Source organism: Streptomyces sp. cg35 (assembly GCF_050410835.1).
In the GTDB taxonomy this organism is placed as follows: Bacteria; Actinomycetota; Actinomycetes; order Streptomycetales; family Streptomycetaceae; genus Streptomyces.
Genome location: NZ_CP191268.1, coordinates 5,012,090 through 5,033,910 on the forward strand (window position 1 = coordinate 5,012,090; position 21,821 = coordinate 5,033,910).

Below are 21,821 nucleotides of genomic sequence, written 5' to 3' on the forward strand. Positions count from 1 at the left end.
CGAGGTCACGCCGGAAAGCGGCGGTCGACCCACTTCCACAGGAATTCGAGGACGACCGCCGCCACCGCCGCGACGCCCACCGCCGTCCACGGCATGGCGGTACCCACCAGCTTCAGCGCGAAGAAGTCCTGCAGCCACGGCACGACCAGGACCAGCAGGAACGCGAGGCCCATCGCCGCCACCAGGCACAACCGCCACCACGTGTAGGGGCGGGCGACGATGGCAAGCACCCACATCGAGATCAGGAACAGCGTCAGCGTCGCCGAACTGGTCTCCGCGCCCAGCGAGCCCGAGCCCGTGTAGAAGTGCCGGGCGATCATGTACATCACGAACGTGGCGAGCCCCGCGACGACCCCGCCCGGGATCGCGTACCGCATCACCCGCCGTACGAAGTGCGGCTTGGCCCGCTCCTTGTTGGGCGCGAGGGCCAGGAAGAACGCCGGGATGCCGATCGTCAGGGTCGACAGCAGCGTCAGGTGCCGGGGCAGGAACGGGTACTCGACCTGGAAGCAGACCACGAGCAGCGCGAGCAGCACCGAGTAGACGGTCTTCACCAGGAACAGCGTCGCCACGCGCGTGATGTTGCCGATGACGCGGCGGCCCTCCGCGACGACCGAGGGCAGCGTCGCGAAGCTGTTGTTGAGCAGCACGATCTGGGCGACGGCCCGGGTCGCCTCCGAGCCCGAGCCCATCGAGACGCCGATGTCGGCGTCCTTGAGCGCGAGCACGTCGTTCACGCCGTCGCCCGTCATCGCGACGGTGTGCCCGTGCGACTGGAGAGCCGCGACCATGTCCCGCTTCTGCTGCGGGGTGACCCGGCCGAACACCGTGCCCTCGTCGAGCGCGTCGGCCATCTCCGCCTGGTCGGTGGGCAGGGTCCGGGCGTCGACGGTGTTCTCCGCGCCGCTCAGGCCGAGCTTGCCGGCCACCGCGCCCACGGAGACGGCGTTGTCGCCGGAGATGACCTTGGCCTTGACGTCCTGCTCGGCGAAGTAGCGCAGGGTGTCGGCGGCGTCGGGGCGAAGGCGCTGTTCCAGGACGACGAGCGCGGCCGGCCCGGCGTCCTCCTTGACCCGCGGGTCCTCCAGGTCTCTGGTGACGCGGGCGAGCAGCAGCACGCGCAGGCCCTGCTGGTTGAGCTCCTCGATCTCGGCGAGGGCCGGGTCGCCGGCGGGCAGCAGCACGTCGGGCGCGCCGAGCAGCCACGCGCTGCCCGTCCCGTCGCCCTCGCTGAAGGCGGCGCCGCTGTACTTGCGGGCCGAGGAGAACGGCAGCGCCTGCGTGCAGCGCCAGTCCTCGCTGTCCGGGTAGGCGTCGATGATGGCCTGGAGCGAGGCGTTGGGCCGCGGGTCGGACTCGCCGAGGGCGCCGAGGACCTTGCGTACGTACGTCTCGTCGGCGCCGCCGAGCGGGCGCAGCTCGGCCACGTCCATGCCGCCCTCGGTGAGCGTGCCCGTCTTGTCGAGACAGACGGTGTCGATGCGGGCCAGGCCCTCGATGGCGGGGAGTTCCTGGACGAGGCACTGCTTGCGGCCGAGCCGGATGACGCCGATCGCGAAGGCCACGGAGGTGAGCAGGACCAGCCCTTCGGGGACCATCGGCACGATGCCGCCGACCGTGCGCGCGATCGAGTCCTTGAAGTTGTGCTCCTTGACGACGAGCTGGCTGATGACCAGGCCGATCGCGGTCGGGATCATCATCCACTGCACGTACTTGAGGATGGTGGAGATGCCGGAGCGCAGCTCGGACTGGACGAGGGTGAACCGGCTGGCCTCCTCGGCGAGCTGGGCCGCGTACGCCTCGCGTCCCACCTTCGTCGCGGTGAACGCGCCGCCGCCCGCGACCACGAACGACCCCGACATGACCGCGTCGCCGGGCTGCTTCACGACCGGGTCGGCCTCACCGGTCAGCAGCGACTCGTCGATCTCCAGGCCGTCGGCCTCGACGCACGCGCCGTCCACCACGATCTTGTCGCCGGGGCCGATCTCGATGAGGTCGCCGAGCACGATCTCGGAGGTGGAGATCTCGGCGGCCACTCCGTCGCGCCGCACCGTCGGCTTCGCCTCGCCGATCACGGCGAGCGAGTCCAGGGTCTTCTTGGCCCGCCACTCCTGAACGATGCCGATGCCGGTGTTGGCGAGGATCACGAAGCCGAAGAGGCTGTCCTGGATCGGCGCGACGAACAGCATGATCAGCCAGAGCACGCCGATGATCGCGTTGAAGCGGGTGAAGACGTTGGCGCGGACGATCTCCGTCAGCGAGCGCGAGCTGCGCACCGGTACGTCGTTGACCTCGCCGCGGCTCACGCGCTCCGCGACCTGGGAGGTGGTGAGGCCCGTCGCCCGTTCCGGCACCGGTACCGGGTGCACCGGGTCCAGTTCGGCGCCCGCGTCGATATGGGTCATGGGAACGACAGTACGGGCGATTTGGGGGGTTCACCCGTCGGGTGGGCGAAAGATCCGACCAGGGGAGGAGGCCCGTGCTCCGAGGGTTGTACGGGCGTCCCCTACGGGGCGCTCGCCGCCGCTCGCTTGATCGCCGCGTCGCGCTTGCGGACGTACCAGATCCCGATGAGGCCGAGCCCGGCTCCCGCCAGACAGGTCCACACCCACCAGGTCGTCCCGCGGTCCTCGAACCAGCCGTAGAACGGCAACTGGACGAGGAAGAGGACGAACCACAGGATCGTGCCGCCGGTGATGGTGGCGACCACGGGCCCCTCAAGGGGTTCCGGTGCCTCGTGCTTCGGGGATCCCGAAAGAGATGCGGCCATGTGCACAGCTTACGAGGAGCCGGAAACGATCGGCCCCGCAACCCCGTACTCCCCTTGCGCACCAAGGGTCTACGCGCGGAGATAGCGATTTCGGCCTCATATGTTCATACTGAAACCGCCTGAGTCTGGCTACTTCTGTTCGTACGAAACACCAGCGGAAACATCGGGGAAACCCGCTGGTGATCACGCGAGGATCAGACTCGATCACGTTCTTGCCCGCAGAAGCCGCTCTCCTGAATACCGCTGAGGTCATCCATGTCCACTTCGGCCACCGCCCCGGTCGATGCCAACGATCAGCCGCCCTCGACCCCGAAGAACGGCCTCGACCGGTACTTCAAGATCTCCGAGCGCGGCTCGACGGTCCCCCGTGAGATCCGTGGCGGCTTCGCCACGTTCTTCGCGATGGCCTACATCATCGTGCTGAACCCGATCATCCTCGGCAGCGCGAAGGACATGTACGGGCACCAGCTCGACAACGGCCAGCTGGTCACCGCGACCGCGCTGACCGCCGCCTTCACCACGCTGCTCATGGGTGTCATCGGCAACGTGCCGATCGCGCTCGCCGCCGGCCTCGGCGTGAACACCGTCGTCGCCCTGCAGCTCGCGCCGCGCATGTCGTGGCCGGACGCGATGGGCATGGTCGTCCTCGCCGGCTTCGTGGTGATGCTCCTGGTCGCCACCGGTCTGCGCGAGCGCGTGATGAACGCCGTGCCGCTCGGCCTGCGCAAGGGCATCGCCATCGGTATCGGCCTGTTCATCATGCTGATCGGTCTCGTCGACTCCGGCTTCGTCTCGCGCATCCCGGACGCCGCGCACACCACGGTGCCGCTGCAGCTCGGCGCCGACGGCCACCTCAACGGCTGGCCGGTCCTGGTCTTCGTCCTCGGCGTGCTGCTGACCCTGGCGCTGCTCGTGCGCAAGGTGCCGGGCGCGATCCTGATCTCGATCGTCGTGATGACCGTCGCCGCGGTGATCATCGACGCCGTCGCCAAGGTGCCGTCCTGGGGTCTGACCACCCCGAAGTGGCCCGGCAACCCCGTCTCCACCCCGGACTTCGGCCTGGTCGGCGAGGTCAGCCTGTTCGGCGGCTTCGAGAAGGTCGGCATCCTGACCGGCGTCCTCTTCGTCTTCACCGTGCTGCTGTCGTGCTTCTTCGACGCCATGGGCACGATCATGGGCATCAGCGACGAGGCGCACCTGACCGACGAGAACGGTCAGATGCCCGGCATGAACAAGGTCCTGTTCATCGACGGCATCGCCGTCGCCGCCGGCGGCGCCTCGTCCTCCTCGGCCACCACCTGCTTCGTGGAGTCCACGGCCGGTGTCGGCGAGGGCGCCCGCACCGGTCTCGCCAACGTCGTCACCGGCGGCCTCTTCGCGGTCGCGCTGTTCCTCACGCCGATCGCCACGATGGTCCCGTCCCAGGCGGCCACCCCCGCGCTGCTCGCGGTCGGCTTCCTGATCCTGTCGGGCGGCATCCGCGCCATCGACTGGGACGACTGGACGATCGCCATCCCGGCGTTCGTGACGATGCTGATGATGCCGTTCACGTACTCGATCACGAACGGCATCGGCATGGGCTTCATCACCTTCACCGTGCTGCGCGTGGTCGCGGGCCGGGCCAAGGAGGTGCCGGCCGCCATGTACGCGGTCGCGGCGGTCTTCGCCTTCTACTACCTGATGCCGGCGCTCGGCCTGACGTGATCCGGTGGTGCGGGGCGGCTCACGCCGCCCCGTAGAACCTCTCCGTCTCCTCGACGGCCGTCGCGAACCGTTCGTCGAAGTCGTCTCGAATGAGCGTCCGGACCACATAGTCCTGGACGCTCATTCCCCTTTTGGCGGCATGCTCCTTGAGCCGGTCGAGCAGCTCACCGTCTATCCGCAGGCTGAGCACAGTCGATCCCATACGGAACAGGGTCGCGGCGTGGCGGCCTTCGGCGTGTCACTTTCTGGAATCGACTCACTCGTATGGGTGATGAAGCGGTTCGGTGGCACGGATCACGGGCAGCCTGCGCTTATCGAGTAGTCGTTAGACACAGTAATGAGTTACGCTAACGAACATGCCGGACCTCTCCCATGGCGATGACGTAGCCGCCGTGAACTCTCTGCGCTCCGCCGTGATGCGCCTGTCGCGCCGACTCAAGCACCAGCGGGTCGACGAATCGCTGAGCCCCACCGAGATGTCGGTGCTCGGCACCCTTGCCGGATGCGGCTCGGCGACCCCGGGCGAGCTGGCCCGCAAGGAGCACGTCCAGCCGCCGTCGATGACCCGCATCGTCGCGCTCCTGGAAGCCAAGGGACTGGTCAGGCTGGAGCCTCACCCCGAGGACCGCAGGCAGAAGGTCGTCACGTCGACCGAGCAGGCCGAGGCCATGCTCGCCGAGTCCCGCCGCAAGCGGAACGCGTGGCTGGCCGATCTCGCCGTCGGTCTCGACGAGGACGAGTGGGCCAAGCTGCGCGCGGCCGCACCCGTCCTGGAGAAGCTCGCCCATCTCTGAGAAGGCCTCTGACCCAGACGACCGCCGAGGAGGCGAACCCACTTTGAGTACGGGATCCGGAGCAGACTCCGCCCCCGCACCAACGGCCCACGACACCCCCGCCCGCCCCCACAAGACCTCGATGTTCGCGAGCCTGAAGGTGCGCAACTACCGCCTCTTCGCGACCGGGGCCGTCATCTCCAACACCGGCACCTGGATGGCCCGCATCACCCAGGACTGGCTGGTCCTGTCCATCACGGGCTCCTCCGCCGCCGTCGGTGTCACCACCGCGATGCAGTTCCTGCCGATGCTGCTCTTCGGGCTGTACGGCGGTGTGATCGCCGACCGTTTCGCCAAGCGGAACCTGCTCTTCTGCACCCAGGGCGCGATGAGCCTGTCGGGCCTGTTCCTGGCCGCGCTCACGCTCTCCGGCCACGTACAGGTCTGGCACGTCTACGTCGCCGCCTTCTTCACCGGCCTGGTCACCGTCGTCGACAACCCGACCCGGCAGTCGTTCGTCTCCGAGATGGTCGGCCCGGACCAGGTCCGCAACGCGGTGTCCCTGAACTCGGCGAACTTCCAGTCCGCCCGCCTCATCGGCCCCGCCGTCGCCTCCGCGCTGACCGCGGCCGTCGGCCCCGGCTGGGCGTTCCTCGCCAACGGCCTGTCGTTCCTCGCCCCGCTCACCGGCCTGATGCTGATGCGCACCAAGGAACTGCACCACATCAAGCGCACCCCGCGCGGCAAGGGACAGCTGCGCGAAGGACTGCGGTACGTGTCGCGGCACCCCGAGCTGATCTGGCCGATCGTGCTCGTCGGATTCGTCGGCACGTTCGGCTTCAACTTCCCGATCTGGCTGAGCGCGTACGCCGACGACGTGTTCCACGGCGGGGTCGGCCAGTACGGCCTGTTCAACACGCTCATGGCGATCGGCTCGCTGGCCGGCGCGCTGCTCGCCGCCCGCCGCCGCTCGACCCGCCTCAGGGTCCTGGTCGGCGCGGCGATCGGCTTCGGCGCGCTGGAGATCCTGGCCGCGTGGGCGCCGGGTGTCTGGGCGTTCGCCCCGCTGATCGTGCTGCTCGGCATCCTCGGCCTCACGGTCAACGTGACGGCCAACTCCACGGTCCAGATGGGCACGGATCCGGAGATGCGCGGCCGCGTCATGTCGCTGTTCATGATGGTGTTCACCGGCGGCACCCCGCTGGGCGGGCCGCTCTTCGGCTGGCTCGCCGACCAGTACGGGGTGCGCGTCAGCTTCATGCTCGGCGGTGTGATCTGCGCCGCGGCGGCGGTCGGCGTCGGCCTGATGCTGGCCCGCGCGGCGAACCTGCGCCTCAAGGTCGACCTGCGGCGCGGCGAGCGCCATCTGCAGTTCGTGCCGCGCGAGCCGCAGCAGCTGGCCGCGGTGGCGTGAGCCGGAGCTCCACGGCGAAGGGCCGGACGGTGTCCCCGTCCGGCCCTTCGCCGTACGCGAGACTGGAACCGTGAGGCTTTTCGCAGCGGTGCTGCCACCGGACCCCGTCGTCGCCGAACTGGGCCGTGCGGTGGACCGGTTGGCGGGCCGGGACGGCCTGCGCTGGACCGGCCGGGACGGCTGGCACCTCACGCTCGCGTTCTACGGGGAGGTGCCCGGGGAGACCGTGCCCGAGCTGGCGCGGCGGCTGGCGCGGGCCGCCGCGCGCACCGGGGAGTTCGGGCTCGCGCTGGGCGGCGGCGGCCACTTCGGCGGGCGGGCGCTGTGGGCGGGGGTGCGCGGGGACGTGGCCGTGCTGCGGCGGCTGGCCGAGCGGGCCGAGGCGGCGGGCACGAAGGCCGGGCTGCCGGGGGAGCACCGCCGCTACCGGCCGCATCTGACGCTGGCCCGCAGCAGGCGGGCCCATGACTTCGGGCCGTACGTCGCGGCGCTCGACGGCTTCGCCGGCACGCCCTGGACCGTGCGCGAGCTCGCCCTCGTCCGCAGCCATCTGCCGACGTCGGGGGTGCCGGGGGAGCAGCCGCGGTACGAGAAGGTCGGCTGCTGGGAGCTCACGGGGGCGCGTTAGGCTCGGTACGTGGACCCGAAGACGCGGAACCGGATCATGGCCGGTGTGCTGGTGCTGATGTTCGTCGTGGTGGCTGTCGCGGCGGCCGTCGGAAAGTAGCACCCACGGCCGCCGCGCACGCGGTTCGCCCGCCTACCAGGCGAAGGCCTCCGGGGACGGACCCGGACCCGGGAAGATCTCGTCGAGCCCGGTCAGGACCTCTTCGCTCAGCTCCAGCTCGACCGCGCGCAGCGCCGAGTCCAGCTGCTCCTGGGTGCGCGGGCCGACGATCGGGCCCGTGACGCCGGGGCGGGTCAGCAGCCAGGCCAGGGCGGCCTCGCCGGGCTCGATGCCGTGCTTGTCGAGCAGGTCCTCGTACGCCTGGACCTGGTCGCGCACCTTGGTGTTCTCCAGGGCGTTCGCGCTGCGGCCGTCCTTGCGGCGCTTGCCCTCGGACTCCTTCTTGAGGACGCCGCCGAGCAGCCCGCCGTGCAGCGGGGACCACGGGATGACCCCGAGGCCGTAGTCCTGCGCGGCCGGGATGACCTCCATCTCGGCGCGGCGCTCGGCGAGGTTGTAGAGGCACTGCTCGCTGACGAGGCCGACGCGGCCGTGCGCCTTCGCCGTCTCGTTGGCCTGGGCGATCTTGTAGCCGGGGAAGTTCGACGAACCGGCGTACAGGATCTTGCCCTGCTGGACGAGGACGTCGATCGCCTGCCAGATCTCCTCGAACGGGGTCCGGCGGTCGATGTGGTGGAACTGGTAGATGTCGATGTAATCGGTCTGCAGCCGCTTGAGGCTGGCGTCGACCGCGCGGCGGATGTTCACCGCGCTGAGCCGGTCGTGGTTGGGCCAGACGTCTCCGTCGCCCGCCATGTTCCCGTAGACCTTGGTGGCGAGGACGGTCTTGTCGCGGCGGCCGCCGCCCTGGGCGAACCAGGTGCCGATGATCTCCTCGGTGCGGCCCTTGTTCTCGCCCCAGCCGTACACGTTGGCGGTGTCGAAGTAGTTGATGCCGCTGGCCAGCGCCGCGTCCATGATGCCGTGGCTGGCGGCCTCGTCGGTCTGCGGACCGAAGTTCATGGTGCCGAGGACGAGCCGGCTGACCTTGAGTCCTGTGCGTCCGAGCTGCGTGTACTTCATGGCTGTACAGCCAATGACGTGGAGTGCGCTCTAGGCAAGTGGGCCGTCAGTCGCGGGGGAACTCGGCGGTGCCGAGGGTCAGGCCGACGGGGGTGTTCGTCATGTCGACCTCCGTGCCGAAGGTGACCGTGGTCTCGGTGAGGTAGTCGCCGTCCTTGGGCTGCGCGTAGAGGTGGCACTTGCCTTGGTACGGGTCGGCGACCAGGTAGACGGGGACCTCGGCGGTCGCGTAGGCGGACTTCTTGGGGCCGTAGTCGTTGGTGCCGGTGCCCTTGGAGATGACCTCGGCGACGAAGACGACGTCCTGCCAGAGCCACAGGCCCTTGGCGTTCTTCTCGGCGGACTCGGACACGAGAGTCACGTCGGTGGCGAAGCCGTTGAGGTGGCCGGGATAGTCGATGCGGACATCGGACTTGACGCGCTTGCGCGGGTACTTGGTCCTCAACTGCTCGACGATGTCCAGGATGACCTCCCAGCGCGTGTCCCTCTGCGGCGACATGTAGACGATTCCCTCGACGATCTCTGCCTTGTAGCCCTCGGGGATGGTCATCTGGGCGAACATCTCGTCCAAGATCTGCTCGTTCACCGTCGCCATGTCGATCCTGTCGATTGCCTCGGCGGTCATCGTGGCGCTCCTCCCCGGCCACCCCGCGCATGGAGGGGACCGCGCAGTACAACGATACGCAGAGTGTCCCGGTCACACGCCTGTGCCCTCAGCCCGCCGGAACCCGAACAGCCGTCCGGTACCGCCCCGGCGTCACCCCGAACTCCCGGCGGAACGCGTGCGAGAGGGCGTACGGGGAGCCGTAGCCGACCTCGCGGGCGACGGAGTCCAGCGGGGTGTCGGCGGCGCGCAGGAGGGTCGCCGCGCGGGTCATCCGCCACCACGTCAGATACGTCATCGGGGGCCGGCCCACCAGCGCCGTGAAGCGGCGGTTGAGCGTCGCGCGGGAGACGCCCGCGCGCGCCGCCAGACGGTCGGCGGTCCAGCCGTGGGCGGGGTCGCCGTGCAGCAGGCGCAGTGCCTCGGTCACCACCGGGTCGGCGAGGGCGTGCGGCCAGCGGGCGTCGGAACCGGCCGCAGGGCCCGCGGTCCAGGCGCGGATCATGTAGACGAGGAGCAGGTCGAGCAGGCTCGGCACGGCCGCGCAGGAGCCGGGCCGGGCGGTGACCACTTCCCGGCTCAACAGGTCGATGGCCGAACGGAGTTCGGGCTGTGAGTGGTCGTCGTGCGGCAGGTGCACGACGTCCGGCAGCTCGGCGAGGAGCGGGTGGGTGCGGCTGCGGTCGAGGCGGTACTTGCCGCACAGCAGCTCCACCGCGTCGGCGCTGTCCGCCGGCGGGACGTCGGGAGGGATGCCGGGCAGGGCGTCGAAGGGCAGGGCGCGGGCGACCGCGGCCGGGTCCGCCGGGGCGTCCGCCAGGACATGGCCCGCGCCGTGCGGCAGCAGCACGGCGTCACCGGGGCGCAGGGTGAGCGGCGCCCCGCCGTCGGGCAGCAGCCAGCAGCCGCCGGCGAGGGCCACATGGAACCCGGCGCCCTCGTACGGCTCCAGGCGTACGCACCAACTCCCGCTCACCCGGAGCCGGTTGGCGGACGGGCTGCCCGTCCGCACGGCGGCGATCGCGTCGCTGACCACGTCCATGCGGTCCAGCGTAGGCGGATCGCGGCGGACCGTGACGCGCAGGATGAGCCGATCGCGTATCGAAGCGAGCCCCTGGCGCATGGAAACGCTCGTCCCGGGTTCCTAGCGTGGAGGCATGGACACCGACTTCGAACGCATCACGCTCGGCGACGTCGAGATCGTCAAGGTCGTGGAGGTGCGCGGCCCCTTCGGTGCGCCGGCCGACCTGTTCCCCGGCATCGAGGACACCTGGCACGCCCACGAGAAGTGGCTCGCCCCCGACTTCCAGGACCCGGACAGCGGCGCCGTGCTGGCCGCCGTACAGGCGTGGGTGCTGCGCAGCGGGGGCCGCACCGTCGTGGTCGACCCGGGTGCCGGCAACGGCCGCGAGCGGCCCGGCACACCGCACTTCTCCGGGCTCGACACGGACTTCCTGGACCGGCTGGCCCGGGCGGGCGTGCGGCCCGAGGACGTGGACGTCGTCGTCAACACCCATGTGCACGCCGACCACGTGGGCTGGAACACCCGTGACGAGGGCGGCCGTTGGGTGCCGACGTTCCCGAACGCCACGTATCTCGTGCCCCGCGCCGACCACGACTACTTCGGCCCGGGCGGCGCGGCGCGCACGGCGCACGACAACCACCGCTTCCTGTTCGCGGACAGTGTCGCGCCGGTCGTCGAGGCGGGGCAGGCCGTGCTCTGGGAGGGCTCGCACCGCATCGACTCCCGGCTGGTCCTGGAGCCCGCGCCCGGGCACACCCCGGGGTCGTCGGTGCTGCGTCTGGCGTCGGGCACCGACCGGGCCGTCTTCGTGGGCGACCTGCTGCACAGCCCGGCCCAGTTCCTCGCGCCCACGTGCAGCAGCGCGATGTGCGTGGACCGGCCGGCGTCGGCCGCCAGCCGCGTCCGGGTGCTCCAGCGCGCCGCCGACGAGCACGAGCTGGTGATCCCGGCGCACTTCCCCGGGCCGGGGGCGGCGGAGATCCGGCGGCAGGGGAGCGGGTTCGGGGTCAGCCGGTGGCGGGTGTGAGGCGGTACGGGCCCCCGATGCCCCAGGCCTGGTGCAGGGCGTCCGCGAACGCCGCGGCGAGCTTGTGCTCGCCGGACGCGTTCGGGTGCGTGCCGTCGTAGGTGTCCGTGTGGATGTCGTACGACTCCGGGACCGAGGCCAGCAGCAGCGGTGAGCGGGGCTCGCCGAGGTCCGCGACCGCCTTCGCCAGCAGGGTGTTGAAGTGGGCCACCTGCGCCGCGAAGGGGGCGTCGGACTCGGCGCGGATGTTCGGGATCACGGGGAGCGCGACCATGCGCAGGGCCGGGTTGGCCGAGCGGGCCTCGGCGACGAAGCGGCGTACGTTGTGCGCCGTCTGCTCGGCGTTCGTGTAGAAGCCGAGGTCGATCAGGCCGAGGGAGACCAGGAGGACGTCGGCCCGGGACTCGGTGACCGCGGCCGCGATCGCCGGTGCCATGTGCTGCCAGCCCTCTCCCCAGCCCGCGAGGTGGTGCTGCGGGAAGTCCGGATCCGCGTAGTCGTGGGTGCCGCCGTGCAGGGCGGTGCGGGGGCCGACGACGGTGCAGTCGGTGCCGGTGGCGCACAGGTGCCGCCAGATGCGGTGGCGCCAGGTGTGTTCGCCCGCGCTGCCGATCGTCATCGAGTCGCCGACGAACATGAACCTGAGCATCCGCTCATCATCGTCGATCGCCGTGGCCGCGTGCGTGTGAGACCGAACACGCCTGGCAAGCTGGGGGCATGCGTTCGTACAAGGCGTCGTCGCGTGTGGGTGGGGTCGCGGCCGCCGCCGTGCTGCTGTTCGGGCCGGCGGCCGGTCCCGCCCTCGCCGACGCGCGGCCGGCCGGCTCCGACGGGTTCACCCTCCAGGACCCCCGGATCACCGAGTCCAGTGGCCTCGCGGCCTCCCGTGCCCACCCCGGCGTCTACTGGACGCACAATGACAGCGACGACGGGGCGTACCTGTTCGCGGTCGACGGGCGGACCGGGAAGACCGTCGCCACGCTCACCCTCACCGGGGTCGGCGCCCCGCGCGACGTCGAGGCGATCTCCGTCGGGCCCGACGGAGACCTCTACGTCGCGGACATCGGGGACAACCTCGGCGGCAAGTGGGACCACGTGTGGATCTACAAGCTGCCCGAGCCGAAGGAACTGCGCGACCAGACCGTGCGCGCGACGCAGTACGTGGTGAAGTACGCGGACGGGCCGCGCAACGCCGAGGCGATGATGGTCCATCCGAAGACCGGCCGCGTGTACATCGTCGAGAAGGGCGAGGACGGCGGCGGCCTGTACGAGGGCCCCGACCCGCTGGACTCCTCCGCCACGAACGTCTTCAAGCGCGTCGCCGACATCGACCTGTGGGTGACCGACGGCGCGTTCTCGCCCGACGGGAAACAGCTCGCGCTGCGCGGCTACTTCGGCGGCATCGCGTACTCCTGGAACGACGGGAAGCCCGAGCGGCAGGGCCAGTTGAGCGTGCCGATGCAGGCGCAGGGCGAGTCGGTGACGTACACCCTGGACGGGAAGACCCTCCTCTACGGCAGCGAGGGGCGCGGCAGCTCCGTGGAGCCCGTGGAGGTCGAGGGCGCGGACGGGGGCGGCGACTCCGGCGGCTCGGGGGCGAGTTCGGCCGGTGACGACGGTGACGGCGGGTTCACCGGCAAGGCCGGGGCCGTCGGGGCCGCCGTCGTGCTCATCGCCGTACTGGGGATCGGGCGGCTGCTGCGGCGGCCCAAGCAGCGGTGAGGTAGCTGATCGCGGGCCGGTGGGGCTTCTTGCGCGGAGCCCGCCTCAGCGGCGCGGGGGTCTGCGGACCGGCCACAGCCGGTGCGCAGACCCCCGCGAGGTGTCAGCCGCTATGCGGACGGGAGCGTCAGAGCTGCCCGATGACGTAGTCGATGCAGGCGGTCAGGGCCTGCACGTCCGCCGGGTCGATCGCCGGGAACATGGCGACGCGGAGCTGGTTGCGGCCCAGCTTCCGGTACGGCTCGGTGTCGACGATCCCGTTGGCGCGCAGCACCTTCGCGACGGCGGCGGCGTCGATGTCGTCGGAGAAGTCGATCGTGCCGATGACCTGCGACCGCTTGGCCGCGTCCGTCACGAACGGCGTCGCGTGCTTCGACTCCTCGGCCCAGCTGTACAGCCGCGTCGAGGAGTCCTTCGTGCGCGCCGTCGACCAGGCGAGACCGCCCTGCCCGTTGATCCAGTCCAGCTGCTCGGCGAGCAGGAAGAGCGTGGCGAGCGCGGGGGTGTTGTACGTCTGGTTCTTGCGGGAGTTGTCGATCGCCGTGGGCAGCGAGAAGAACTCCGGGACGTGCCGGCCCGACGCGTGGATCCGCTCGGCGCGCTCGATCGCGGCCGGGGAGAACACGCCGATCCACAGGCCGCCGTCGGAGGCGAAGGACTTCTGCGGCGCGAAGTAGTAGACGTCCGTCTCGGCGATGTCGACCGGCAGGCCGCCCGCGCCGGACGTGGCGTCGACCAGGACGAGCGCGCCCTCGTCGGCGCCGGCGACGCGCTTGATGGGGGCGGCGACACCGGTCGAGGTCTCGTTGTGGGTCAGGCCGTACACGTCGACGCCGGCCTCGGCCTTCGCCTCGGGGTGCGTGCCCGGGTCGGAGGAGATGACGGTCGGCTCGGCCAGCCACGGGGCCAGCTTGGAGGCCTTGGCGAACTTGGAGGAGAACTCGCCGAAGTTCAGGTGCTGCGACTTGTTCTCGATCAGGCCGTGCGTCGCCACGTCCCAGAAGGCGGTGGAGCCGCCGTTGCCGAGGATGACCTCGTAGCCCTCGGGGAGCTGGAACAGGTCCTTCACGCCCTCGCGGACGCGGCCGACCAGGTTCTTGACCGGGGCCTGGCGGTGGGAGGTGCCGAGCAGGGAGGTACCGGTGGCGGCCAGGGCGTCCAACGCCTCCGTGCGCACCTTGGAGGGGCCAGCGCCGAAACGTCCGTCGGCGGGCTTGATGTCAGCGGGAATCTGGATCTCAGCCACGAGCCGGAGGGTATCCCCTCGGAGAAACCGGACGGAAACCCGTCCGTTCGATGAGACGACTTCTCCGGCCCGTGGACTTGTGGTGATCTACGGGACGGGCCGCGGCGTCACCTCGGGAGCGGTCAGCCGTACCGGCAGCTCGTACAGGTCGTTCTGGGTCACGACCGGCTTGTGGCGCAGCTCTCCGGGCTCCACCGCGAGGCGCAGGTCCGGGAAGCGGGCGTACAGGGCGGGCAGCGCCACTCCGGCCTCGAGGCGGGAGAGCGCGGCGCCGGGGCAGACGTGCGGGCCGTGGCCGAAGGCGATGTGCCGGTTGGCCGAGGTGCGGGTGATGTCGAAGGCATCGGCCGTGGGGCCGTGCGCCTGCTCGTCCCGGCCGATCGCCGCGTAGGACACGATCAGGGCGTCGCCCTGCCGGATCGTCTTCTCGCCGACGGTCACGTCCTCGGTGGCGAAGCGGATCAGGACGTGGGAGGTGGGGGTCGAGTGGCGCAGCGTCTCCTCGACCACCTGCTCCCAGGTCGCGCCGCCGGACAGGACGAGGGCGAGCTGGTCGGGGTGGGCACAGAGGTTGACCACCGCGTTGACGATGAGCGAGATCGTCGTCTCGTGTCCCGCGGCGACCATCAGCTGGAGCGTGGAGACGATCTCCGCGTCGGTCAGGTGGTCGCCGTCCTCGGAGGCCTGGATCAGGGCGCTGGTCAGGTCGTCGCCGGGCTCGGCGCGGCGGGCGGCGACCACGGCGCCCATCATCGCGGCGAGTTCGCCGAGGGTGGCGACGACCTCGTGCGGCGGGGTCTGCGTGGAGAAGAACTTGTCGAACAGGACCTTCAGGCGGGGGTGGTCCGCCTCGTCGATGCCCATCAGGTCGCTGATCACGTACATGGGCAGCGGGTAGGCGAACGCGGCCTTCAGGTCGACGACCCCGCCGTCCGCGGGCAGCTCGTCCAGGAGGCCCGTGGTCAGCTCGGTGATGCGCTCGCGCATCCGCTCCACGCGCCGCACGGTGAGCGCCTGGGCGACCAGGGCGCGCATCCTGCGGTGGTCCTCGCCGTCCACGGTGAGCATGGACCGGCCCGGGTTGGCCAGGCCGATCAGCGGCCAGTCGGCGGGTATCTCGCCGCGCCGCCAGGCGCCCCACACCTCGATGTCCTTCACCAGCCGCTTGTCGGTGAGGAGCGCGCGGGCCTCCGCGTGGTGGGTGACCGCCCACACCGGGACGCCGCCCGGCAGCTCGACCTCGGCCAGCGGACCCGCCGCGCGCAGCCGGGCGCTCTCGCCGTCCAGGTCGGAGACGAACGGGTCGAGGGCGATGCGGCCGGAGCCGTGGTGGGGGCAGGTCGCCGGGGGTGCCGGGGGTGTCGTCACGAGGCTCTCCAGGAGCGGTCGGGGGCGGTGGCCCGGGCGCGGCCGGGACAGTCTGTGATCAAGTCGCCGTCACTATAGGAGAGTTGGTGATCGTTCGGGGGAGTTTTTTGACCGGATCGGTGCAAGGCGGGCAGTGCTGTGGGATGCGTGGTGGCGCGGGGGACACCCGGTGACTGCATCCTGGACGGTATGGATGATCTGGACGGCCTGGAACGGGAACTGCGGGCATCCGTGCGCGGCGGCGTCGATCTCTCCGTCACGGCGCGGGCCCTCCACACGATGGACGCGTCCAACTACCGGCGGGTGCCGGTCGGGGTGGTGGCGCCCCGGGACCGGGACGACGTGGCCGCCGCCCTGGAGGTGTGCCGGCGCCGCGGGGTGCCGGTCGTGGGCAGAGGCGGCGGCACCTCCATCGCCGGGCAGGCGACCGGCACGGGCGTCGTCCTCGACTTCACCCGCCACATGAACCGGATCCTCGACGTCGACCCCGAGACCCGCACGGCCCGCGTCCAGCCGGGCGTCGTCCTCGACCGGCTCCAGGACGCCGCCGCCCCGCACGGCCTGCGCTTCGGCCCCGACCCCTCCACGCACGGCCGCTGCACGATCGGCGGCATGATCGGCAACAACTCCTGCGGCTCGCACTCGGTGGCCTGGGGCACGACCGCCGACAGCGTGGCCGCCCTCGACGTCGTCGCGGGCACGGGGACGTACCGCCTCGGGCAGGGCTGGGGCGGCGGCGCGCCGGACGGTCTCCAGGCTCTGGTCGAGCGGGAGTTGGGGCTCGTCCGCACCGGGTTCGCGCCGTTCGCCGGGCTGCCCCGCCGGATCTCCGGGTACGCCGTCGACGCGCTGCTGCCCGAGCACGGCACCGACCTGGCCCGTTTCTTCTGCGGCACCGAGGGCACCCTCGGCCTCGTCACCGAGGCGACGGTGAAGCTCGTCCGGGCGCCGCGCGCCAGGGCCCTCGCCGTCCTCGCCTACGCGGACGAGAGCGCGGCCGCGGAGGCCGCCGCGGGCCTGCTGCCGCACGGGCCGCTGACCGTCGAGGGGATGGCCGCCGACCTCGTACCGGCGGACTCGGGCCTGCCGAAGGGCGGCGCCTGGCTGTTCGTGGAGACCGGGGGCGCGACGCCCGGCGAGGCGCGGGCCGCGGCCGACCGGATCGTGCGGGCCGCGGACGTCGTGGACGCGCTGGTGGTCGACGACCCGGCCGGGCAGCGGGCGCTGTGGCGGATCAGGGAGGACGCCAGCGGGACGGCGACGCGGATGCCGGACGGCAGCGAGGCATGGCCGGGCTGGGAGGACTGTGCCGTGCCGCCCGCCCGACTGGGCGCGTATCTGCGGGAGTTCAGGGGGCTGCTGCGCGAGCACGGGCTGCGCGGGACCCCGTACGGGCACTTCGGCGACGGCTGCATCCACGTACGCATCGATTTCGACCTGCTCACGGAGGCGGGCATCGGGCGGTTCCGCCGCTTCTCCGAGGAGCTCGCCGTGCTCGTCGCCGCGCACGGCGGCTCGCTGTCCGGGGAGCACGGGGACGGGCAGGCGCGGGCCGAGCTGCTGCCGACGATGTACGGCGACGAACTCGTCGGCCTCTTCGAGCGGGTCAAGGGCGTGTGGGACCCGGCGGACGTGCTGAACCCCGGGATGCTGGTGCGGCCCGCGCGGCTCGACGAGAACCTGCGGTTCGCCGTGCTGCCGCGCGGGCCCGTGGACGTCGCGTTCGGCTACCCGCACGACGGCGGGGACTTCTCGGCCGCCGTGCGCCGCTGTGTCGGGGTCGCCAAGTGCCGCACGGAGACGGCTGGTTCGGGCAGCGGCGTGATGTGCCCGTCCTTCCGGGCCACCGGCGACGAGACGCACTCCACGCGCGGGCGGGCCCGGCTGCTGCACGAGATGCTGGCCGGCGAGGTCGTCACGGACGGCTGGCGCTCCGAGGAGGTGCGCGACGCGCTCGATCTCTGTCTGTCCTGCAAGGGGTGCAGGAGCGACTGCCCGGTGGGCGTCGACATGGCCACGTACAAAGCGGAGTTCCTGCACCACCACTACGAGGGCAGGCGCCGCCCGATGGCGCACTACGCGATGGGCTGGCTGCCGCGCTGGCTCCGCCTGGTCGAACGGACGCGGACGGCCGGGATCGTCAACTACCTCTCCGGGAAGCAGGTGGTGGCGTCGCTGGCGAAGCGGGTCGGAGGGATCGCGCGGGAGCGGAGCATCCCCCGGATGCGGCACGGGTCGTTCAGCGGGGCCTGGCACCGGGGGCTCGGGCGGCGGTTCGCGGCCGCGCGGACCGGCGGGGGCGGGCCCGAGGTGGTGCTGTGGCCGGACACGTTCACCGACCATCTGGCGCCGCAGGTGGCGCAGGCCGCGGTCCGTGTCCTGGAGGCGGCCGGGCTGTCCGTGGTGCTGCCGCCGACGCGGACGTACGGGCGGACGCCGGTGGTGCGCGGCCGGGTCTGCTGCGGGCTGACGTATGTGTCCACCGGGCAGCTGGACCGGGCCCGCGCCGTGCAGCGCCGCACCCTCGACCTGCTGGAACCGCTGCTCGGTGACGGGGGTGGACAGCCGGTCGTCGTCCTGGAGCCGTCGTGCGCGGCCGCGCTCCGCACCGACCTGCCGGAGCTGCTGGCGGACGATCCGCGGGCGCGGCTGCTCGCCGAGCGGGTGGTCACTTTCGCCGAGGCGCTGGAACGGTTCGCGCCCGACTGGACACCGCCCCGGATCGACCGGCCGGTCGTGGGCCAGACGCACTGCCATCAGCACGCGGTGCTCGGCGACGCGGCGGAGCGGCGGCTGCGGGAACGGGCCGGTCTGGACGGCGAGCTGAGTGGCGGGTGCTGCGGTCTCGCGGGCAACTTCGGCTTCGAGGAGGGGCATTACGAGGTGTCGGTGGCCTGCGCGGAGGAGTCGCTGCTGCCTGCGGTCCGGGCGGCCGGGGACGGGGCGCTGGTGCTGGCCGACGGGTTCTCGTGCCGGACGCAGGTGGAGCAGCTGGCGGGGGTGCGGGCCCGCCATCTCGCGGAGGTGCTGGCGGACGGACTGACGCGGCCCGGCCCGGTCAGGGAGTAGCGCCCCGCGTCACCTCGTGGGCGAGGGCGATCAGGGCGGGGGCGGACGGGTGGCCCGGGCCCTCGCGCCGGGCGAGGTGGACGGGGAGGGCCGGGGCGTCCGTCAGCGGCACGTAGACGACGCCGGGATGCGGGTGCATCCGTACGGTGGCGGTCGAGGTGATGCCGACCGCCTGGTCGGCGGCGATCGCGGCGAGCCAGTCGTCCGTGTTGGCGACCGGCAGCGTCGCGGTGGGCCGGGAGGCCGGCGGCCACAGGTCGAGGGCGGTCGTGCCGGAGACCGTGTTCAGGGCGATGACCTGGTCGCGGAGGTCGTCGAGGGCGAGGGAGGGGCGCCGGGCGAGGGGGCTGTCGGAGGGCAGCGCGGCCACCCGGGGCTCCCTGTGCAGGAGTTCGACGACGAGGCCGGGTGCCGTGACGGGGCCGCGCAGCAGGGCGACGTCGACGGCGCCGCGGGTGAGTCCGGCCGTGCGGTCGTCGATGCGCAGCAGCTCCAGCGGTACGTCCGGGTGCGCCCGGCGCCAGCGGCGCAGCAGGGGCGTCGTGTACTCCCCGGCCGCGGACCAGGCGTGGCCGAGGCGCAGCGGCCGGTGCGGGGTGCGGGCGGAGGCGAGCGCGTCCTCGAACGCGGCGACGGCGACGGCCGCCTTCTCGCGGAACGCGTGGCCCTCGGGGGTGAGGGCGAGATGGTGGGTGGAGCGGTCGACGAGGCGGACGCCGAGCGCGGTCTCCAGGGCGGCGAGGGTGCGGGAGACGGCGGGCTGGGTCAGGTGCAGCCGGGCGGCGGCCCTGGTCACGCCGCCCTCCTCGGCGATCGCGAGGAAGCAGTGCAGGTGACGCAGTTCGATGGCGTGGTCCCGGCTCATGTCCGCGGAGCATAACCGGAGCGCACAAGGCATTTCACGGGGCGTGCCCGGCGGTTCTAGCGTGGAGGTTCACGCGCGGCGCGCAGTGCAGTACGGTGGACATCCAAGTCCAACATAATGAACTCAAGGGTGGGGGCCATGACCTTCCGGGCCGAGGAAAGGGGCGAGGCACTGTGAGCGGCTCGCGCACCGAACAGCAGCAGTTGCCCGTGCCGGACGCCGCCGTCCTCGTCGGGAGCGACGGCGACGCCGCCGCGCCGGCGGACACGGGGCGCCGGGGCGCGCTCGGCCCGGTCGGTCTGGTGCTCGCCGGCTGTGTGTCGGTGCAGTTCGGCGGTGCGCTCGCGGTGAGCCTGATGCCGCGCACGGGCCCCGTCGGTGTCGTGACGCTGCGCCTGGTGGTGGCGGCGCTGGTGCTCCTGCTGGTCTGCCGGCCCCGGCTGCGCGGGCACTCCCGGGCCGACTGGGGCACGGTCGTGGCCTTCGGCATCGCCATGGGCGGCATGAACCTGATCTTCTACCAGGCCGCGGCCCGCATCCCGCTCGGTCTCGCCGTCACCTTCGAGGTGCTCGGCCCCCTCACCCTCTCCGTGCTCGCCTCGCGCCGCGCGATCAACATCCTGTGGGCGGGCCTGGCCCTGTGCGGCGTCTTCCTGCTCGGCGGCGCGGGGGACGGCCTCGGCGGGCTGGACCCGGTCGGCGTGGTCTGCGCGCTCGCGGCGGGCGGCATGTGGGCGGCGTACATCATCTTCAGCGCCCGCACCGGCCGCCGCTTCCCGCAGGCGGACGGCCTGGCGCTGGCGATGGCCGTCGCCGCGGTCCTCTGCCTGCCGCTGGGCGTCGCGGAGGCGGGCGGCCGGCTCCTCGACCCGGTGACGGTCGGCCTCGGCGCGGCGGTCGCGATCCTCTCCTCGGTGCTGCCCTACACCCTCGAACTCATCGCGCTGCGCCGCCTGCCCGCGTCCACGTTCGCCGTGATGATGAGCCTCGAACCGGCCATCGCGGCCCTCGCCGGCTTCCTCGTCCTGAGCCAGGCCCTCTCCTGGATCCAGGCCCTCGCGATCGCCCTCGTCATCGCGGCGAGCATGGGGGCGGTGCGGACGCAGGTGGGGCGGCGCAAGCGGAAGTGAGGCCGATCGGTCCGCGGCCGTGACGACGGCGGTCGGCGCCGCGCCCGGGCGGCCGGTGAGCGCGGCCGCCCCGCACGTCCCGTCCTCACGGCGAGGGGCAGGCGTGGTGGTCGCCGGCTGCAGTACGTCCGCACCGCGCAGGCCCTCGGGTTCTCGCTCGCCGAGATCGCCCGCACGGGCCGGGAGCTGCGGGACGCCGCCGACAGCGCGGCGGCGCTGTCCGAGCTGTTCCGGGAGAAGATCCGCGTCGTCGACGCGCGGATCGCCGAACTCGCCTCCCTGCGCGCCGAACTGGTCGGCCGCGTCGACACCGGATGCCCGCTCCGGGCCTCCGGCCAGCGGGCCGCTGCCCCGCTGAGTCCGCCCGGACCGCTGCCCGCCCCTCGCCGGGACCGGCCGCGGCCCCCGAATTTTTCATGCAAGCACGCTTGATTGTTTCTGGTGGCGCTGCCATGCTCCCAGCACGCCGCACACCGCCGTGCCCCCAGGGAGCGCACCGTGTCCGAACCGCTGTCCGTGTACGACGACTTGCGGGACGAGAGTGAGGAACTCGACCGGCTCGTGGCCGAGTTGGAGCCCGGGCGGTGGCGGCTGGCCACGCCCGCGCCCCGCTGGACCGTCGCCCACCAGATCGCCCACCTCGCCTGGACGGACCGGGCCGCGCTGCTCGCCATGAGTGACGCCGAGGCGTTCGCCGGTGAGGTCGAGAAGGCGATCGCCGCTCCGGAGGCGTTCGTCGACGACGGGGCCGATGAGGGCGCCGCCCAGGAGCCCGGCGTGCTGCTCGCGCGCTGGCGGCAGGGGCGCGAGGAGCTGCAGGAGGTGCTGCGGAGCGCCGCCGCCGGTGGGACCAAGTTCCCCTGGTACGGGCCGCCCATGTCGGCCGCGTCCATGGCGACCGGGCGGCTCATGGAGACCTGGGCCCACGGGCAGGACGTCGCCGACGCGCTCGGCGTCGAGCGCCCGCCCACCAGTCGGCTGCGGCACGTCGCCCGGATCGGCGTCCGCGCCCGGAACTTCGCCTTCGCCGTGCACGGAATGCGGGCCCCCGACTCCGAGTTCCGCGTCGAACTCGTCGCAGCGGACGGTCAGGTGTGGACGTACGGACCCGAGGACGCCGCGCAGCGCGTCACCGGGCCCGCCCTCGACTTCTGCCTGCTCGTCACCCAGCGCGCCCACCGCGCCGACCTCGCCGTACGCGCCGAGGGCCCCGACGCCGACCGCTGGCTCGACATCGCGCAGGCCTTCGCCGGGCCGCCCGGCAAGGGCCGCGAGGCCAAGGGCCGCGAGTCCGAGGGGGGCGCCGAGTGAGCCGGGCGCCGCTGCGGATAGGCAACGCCTCCGGGTTCTACGGC

Annotated in this window: 19 protein-coding genes and 1 pseudogene; 10 read left to right on the forward strand and 10 right to left on the reverse strand. The window is 72.1% G+C overall.

Features of this window, described 5'->3' with window-relative positions; genetic code table 11:
* Positions 1-5: 5 nt before the first annotated feature.
* Both ACQUQD_RS22840 and ACQUQD_RS22845 read right to left on the reverse strand, forming a co-directional pair.
* Positions 6-2,405 (reverse strand): HAD-IC family P-type ATPase, encoded by a 2,400-nt coding sequence (locus ACQUQD_RS22840; RefSeq protein WP_428953987.1) that lies wholly within the window; start codon positions 2,403-2,405, stop codon positions 6-8.
* A gap of 101 nt (positions 2,406-2,506) precedes the next feature.
* Positions 2,507-2,770 carry a DUF2530 domain-containing protein gene (locus ACQUQD_RS22845; protein ID WP_428953988.1) on the reverse strand — a complete coding sequence of 88 codons (264 nt, stop codon included), beginning with the start codon at positions 2,768-2,770 and terminating at the stop codon, positions 2,507-2,509.
* Positions 2,771-3,025: 255 nt separating this feature from the next.
* Between ACQUQD_RS22845 and ACQUQD_RS22850 the strand changes: the two genes are divergently transcribed.
* The gene (locus ACQUQD_RS22850; protein WP_428953989.1) at positions 3,026-4,474 is read left to right on the forward strand and encodes an NCS2 family permease; all 1,449 of its coding nucleotides are present in this window, start codon (positions 3,026-3,028) and stop codon (positions 4,472-4,474) included.
* Positions 4,475-4,493: 19 nt separating this feature from the next.
* On the opposite strand, the gene ACQUQD_RS22855 is transcribed toward ACQUQD_RS22850, so the two are convergent.
* Positions 4,494-4,676: a ribbon-helix-helix protein, CopG family gene (locus tag ACQUQD_RS22855; RefSeq protein ID WP_428953990.1), complete on the reverse strand. Its 183-nt coding sequence runs from the start codon at positions 4,674-4,676 to the stop codon at positions 4,494-4,496.
* A 154-nt stretch (positions 4,677-4,830) separates the two neighbouring features.
* On the opposite strand from ACQUQD_RS22855, the gene ACQUQD_RS22860 reads away from it, so the two are divergent.
* The 3 genes from ACQUQD_RS22860 to thpR all read left to right on the forward strand — a co-directional run bounded on the left by ACQUQD_RS22860 (position 4,831) and on the right by thpR (position 7,289).
* Positions 4,831-5,268, forward strand: a complete 438-nt coding sequence (locus tag ACQUQD_RS22860) for a MarR family winged helix-turn-helix transcriptional regulator (RefSeq protein WP_428953991.1) — start codon at positions 4,831-4,833, stop codon at positions 5,266-5,268.
* 43 nt (positions 5,269-5,311) lie between these two features.
* Positions 5,312-6,661 (forward strand): MFS transporter, encoded by a 1,350-nt coding sequence (locus ACQUQD_RS22865; RefSeq protein ID WP_428953992.1) that lies wholly within the window; start codon positions 5,312-5,314, stop codon positions 6,659-6,661.
* A gap of 70 nt (positions 6,662-6,731) precedes the next feature.
* Positions 6,732-7,289, forward strand: coding sequence for an RNA 2',3'-cyclic phosphodiesterase (gene thpR, locus ACQUQD_RS22870; protein ID WP_428953993.1), 558 nt, complete (start codon positions 6,732-6,734; stop codon positions 7,287-7,289).
* A gap of 132 nt (positions 7,290-7,421) precedes the next feature.
* On the opposite strand, the gene ACQUQD_RS22875 is transcribed toward thpR, so the two are convergent.
* From ACQUQD_RS22875 to ACQUQD_RS22885, 3 genes are all read right to left on the reverse strand, one after another.
* A complete protein-coding gene (locus ACQUQD_RS22875) occupies positions 7,422-8,411 on the reverse strand; it encodes an aldo/keto reductase (RefSeq protein WP_428953994.1) in 990 nt (329 codons plus the stop codon).
* 46 nt (positions 8,412-8,457) lie between these two features.
* Positions 8,458-9,036, reverse strand: coding sequence for a Uma2 family endonuclease (locus tag ACQUQD_RS22880; protein WP_428953995.1), 579 nt, complete (start codon positions 9,034-9,036; stop codon positions 8,458-8,460).
* Between the two features lie 88 nt (positions 9,037-9,124).
* The gene (locus tag ACQUQD_RS22885; protein ID WP_428953996.1) at positions 9,125-10,057 is read right to left on the reverse strand and encodes an AraC family transcriptional regulator; all 933 of its coding nucleotides are present in this window, start codon (positions 10,055-10,057) and stop codon (positions 9,125-9,127) included.
* A gap of 115 nt (positions 10,058-10,172) precedes the next feature.
* Between ACQUQD_RS22885 and ACQUQD_RS22890 the strand changes: the two genes are divergently transcribed.
* Positions 10,173-11,066, forward strand: coding sequence for an MBL fold metallo-hydrolase (locus tag ACQUQD_RS22890; protein WP_428953997.1), 894 nt, complete (start codon positions 10,173-10,175; stop codon positions 11,064-11,066).
* Here the strand turns inward: ACQUQD_RS22890 and ACQUQD_RS22895 are convergent.
* On the reverse strand, positions 11,047-11,715 hold the full coding sequence (locus ACQUQD_RS22895; protein WP_428953998.1) for a GDSL-type esterase/lipase family protein: 669 nt from the start codon (positions 11,713-11,715) through the stop codon (positions 11,047-11,049). The genes ACQUQD_RS22890 and ACQUQD_RS22895 overlap by 20 nt on opposite strands.
* A 68-nt stretch (positions 11,716-11,783) precedes the next feature.
* Here ACQUQD_RS22895 and ACQUQD_RS22900 point away from each other — a divergent pair, with 68 nt between their 5' ends.
* A complete protein-coding gene (locus tag ACQUQD_RS22900) occupies positions 11,784-12,788 on the forward strand; it encodes a WD40 repeat domain-containing protein (protein WP_428953999.1) in 1,005 nt (334 codons plus the stop codon).
* Between the two features lie 127 nt (positions 12,789-12,915).
* Here ACQUQD_RS22900 and serC read toward each other — a convergent pair whose 3' ends face one another.
* Positions 12,916-14,034 carry a phosphoserine transaminase gene (serC, locus tag ACQUQD_RS22905; RefSeq protein ID WP_428954000.1) on the reverse strand — a complete coding sequence of 373 codons (1,119 nt, stop codon included), beginning with the start codon at positions 14,032-14,034 and terminating at the stop codon, positions 12,916-12,918.
* Between the two features lie 87 nt (positions 14,035-14,121).
* Positions 14,122-15,402: a cytochrome P450 family protein gene (locus ACQUQD_RS22910; protein ID WP_428954001.1), complete on the reverse strand. Its 1,281-nt coding sequence runs from the start codon at positions 15,400-15,402 to the stop codon at positions 14,122-14,124.
* Between the two features lie 189 nt (positions 15,403-15,591).
* On the opposite strand from ACQUQD_RS22910, the gene ACQUQD_RS22915 reads away from it, so the two are divergent.
* Entirely contained in the window at positions 15,592-18,471 is a 2,880-nt protein-coding gene (locus tag ACQUQD_RS22915; RefSeq protein WP_428954002.1) for an FAD-binding and (Fe-S)-binding domain-containing protein, read from the forward strand.
* Here ACQUQD_RS22915 and ACQUQD_RS22920 read toward each other — a convergent pair.
* Complete coding sequence (locus ACQUQD_RS22920) at positions 18,461-19,369, reverse strand: LysR family transcriptional regulator (protein WP_428954003.1); 909 nt, start codon at positions 19,367-19,369, stop codon at positions 18,461-18,463. The genes ACQUQD_RS22915 and ACQUQD_RS22920 overlap by 11 nt on opposite strands.
* A 176-nt stretch (positions 19,370-19,545) precedes the next feature.
* Here ACQUQD_RS22920 and ACQUQD_RS22925 point away from each other — a divergent pair, with 176 nt between their 5' ends.
* The 3 genes and pseudogenes from ACQUQD_RS22925 to ACQUQD_RS22935 all read left to right on the forward strand — a co-directional run bounded on the left by ACQUQD_RS22925 (position 19,546) and on the right by ACQUQD_RS22935 (position 21,777).
* Positions 19,546-20,466 (forward strand): EamA family transporter, encoded by a 921-nt coding sequence (locus ACQUQD_RS22925; RefSeq protein ID WP_428957634.1) that lies wholly within the window; start codon positions 19,546-19,548, stop codon positions 20,464-20,466.
* 117 nt (positions 20,467-20,583) lie between these two features.
* A pseudogene (locus ACQUQD_RS22930) lies at positions 20,584-20,898 on the forward strand (MerR family DNA-binding protein); the annotation flags it as partial.
* Positions 20,899-20,964: 66 nt separating this feature from the next.
* Positions 20,965-21,777 (forward strand): TIGR03084 family metal-binding protein, encoded by an 813-nt coding sequence (locus ACQUQD_RS22935; protein ID WP_428954004.1) that lies wholly within the window; start codon positions 20,965-20,967, stop codon positions 21,775-21,777.
* Positions 21,778-21,821: the final 44 nt, after the last annotated feature.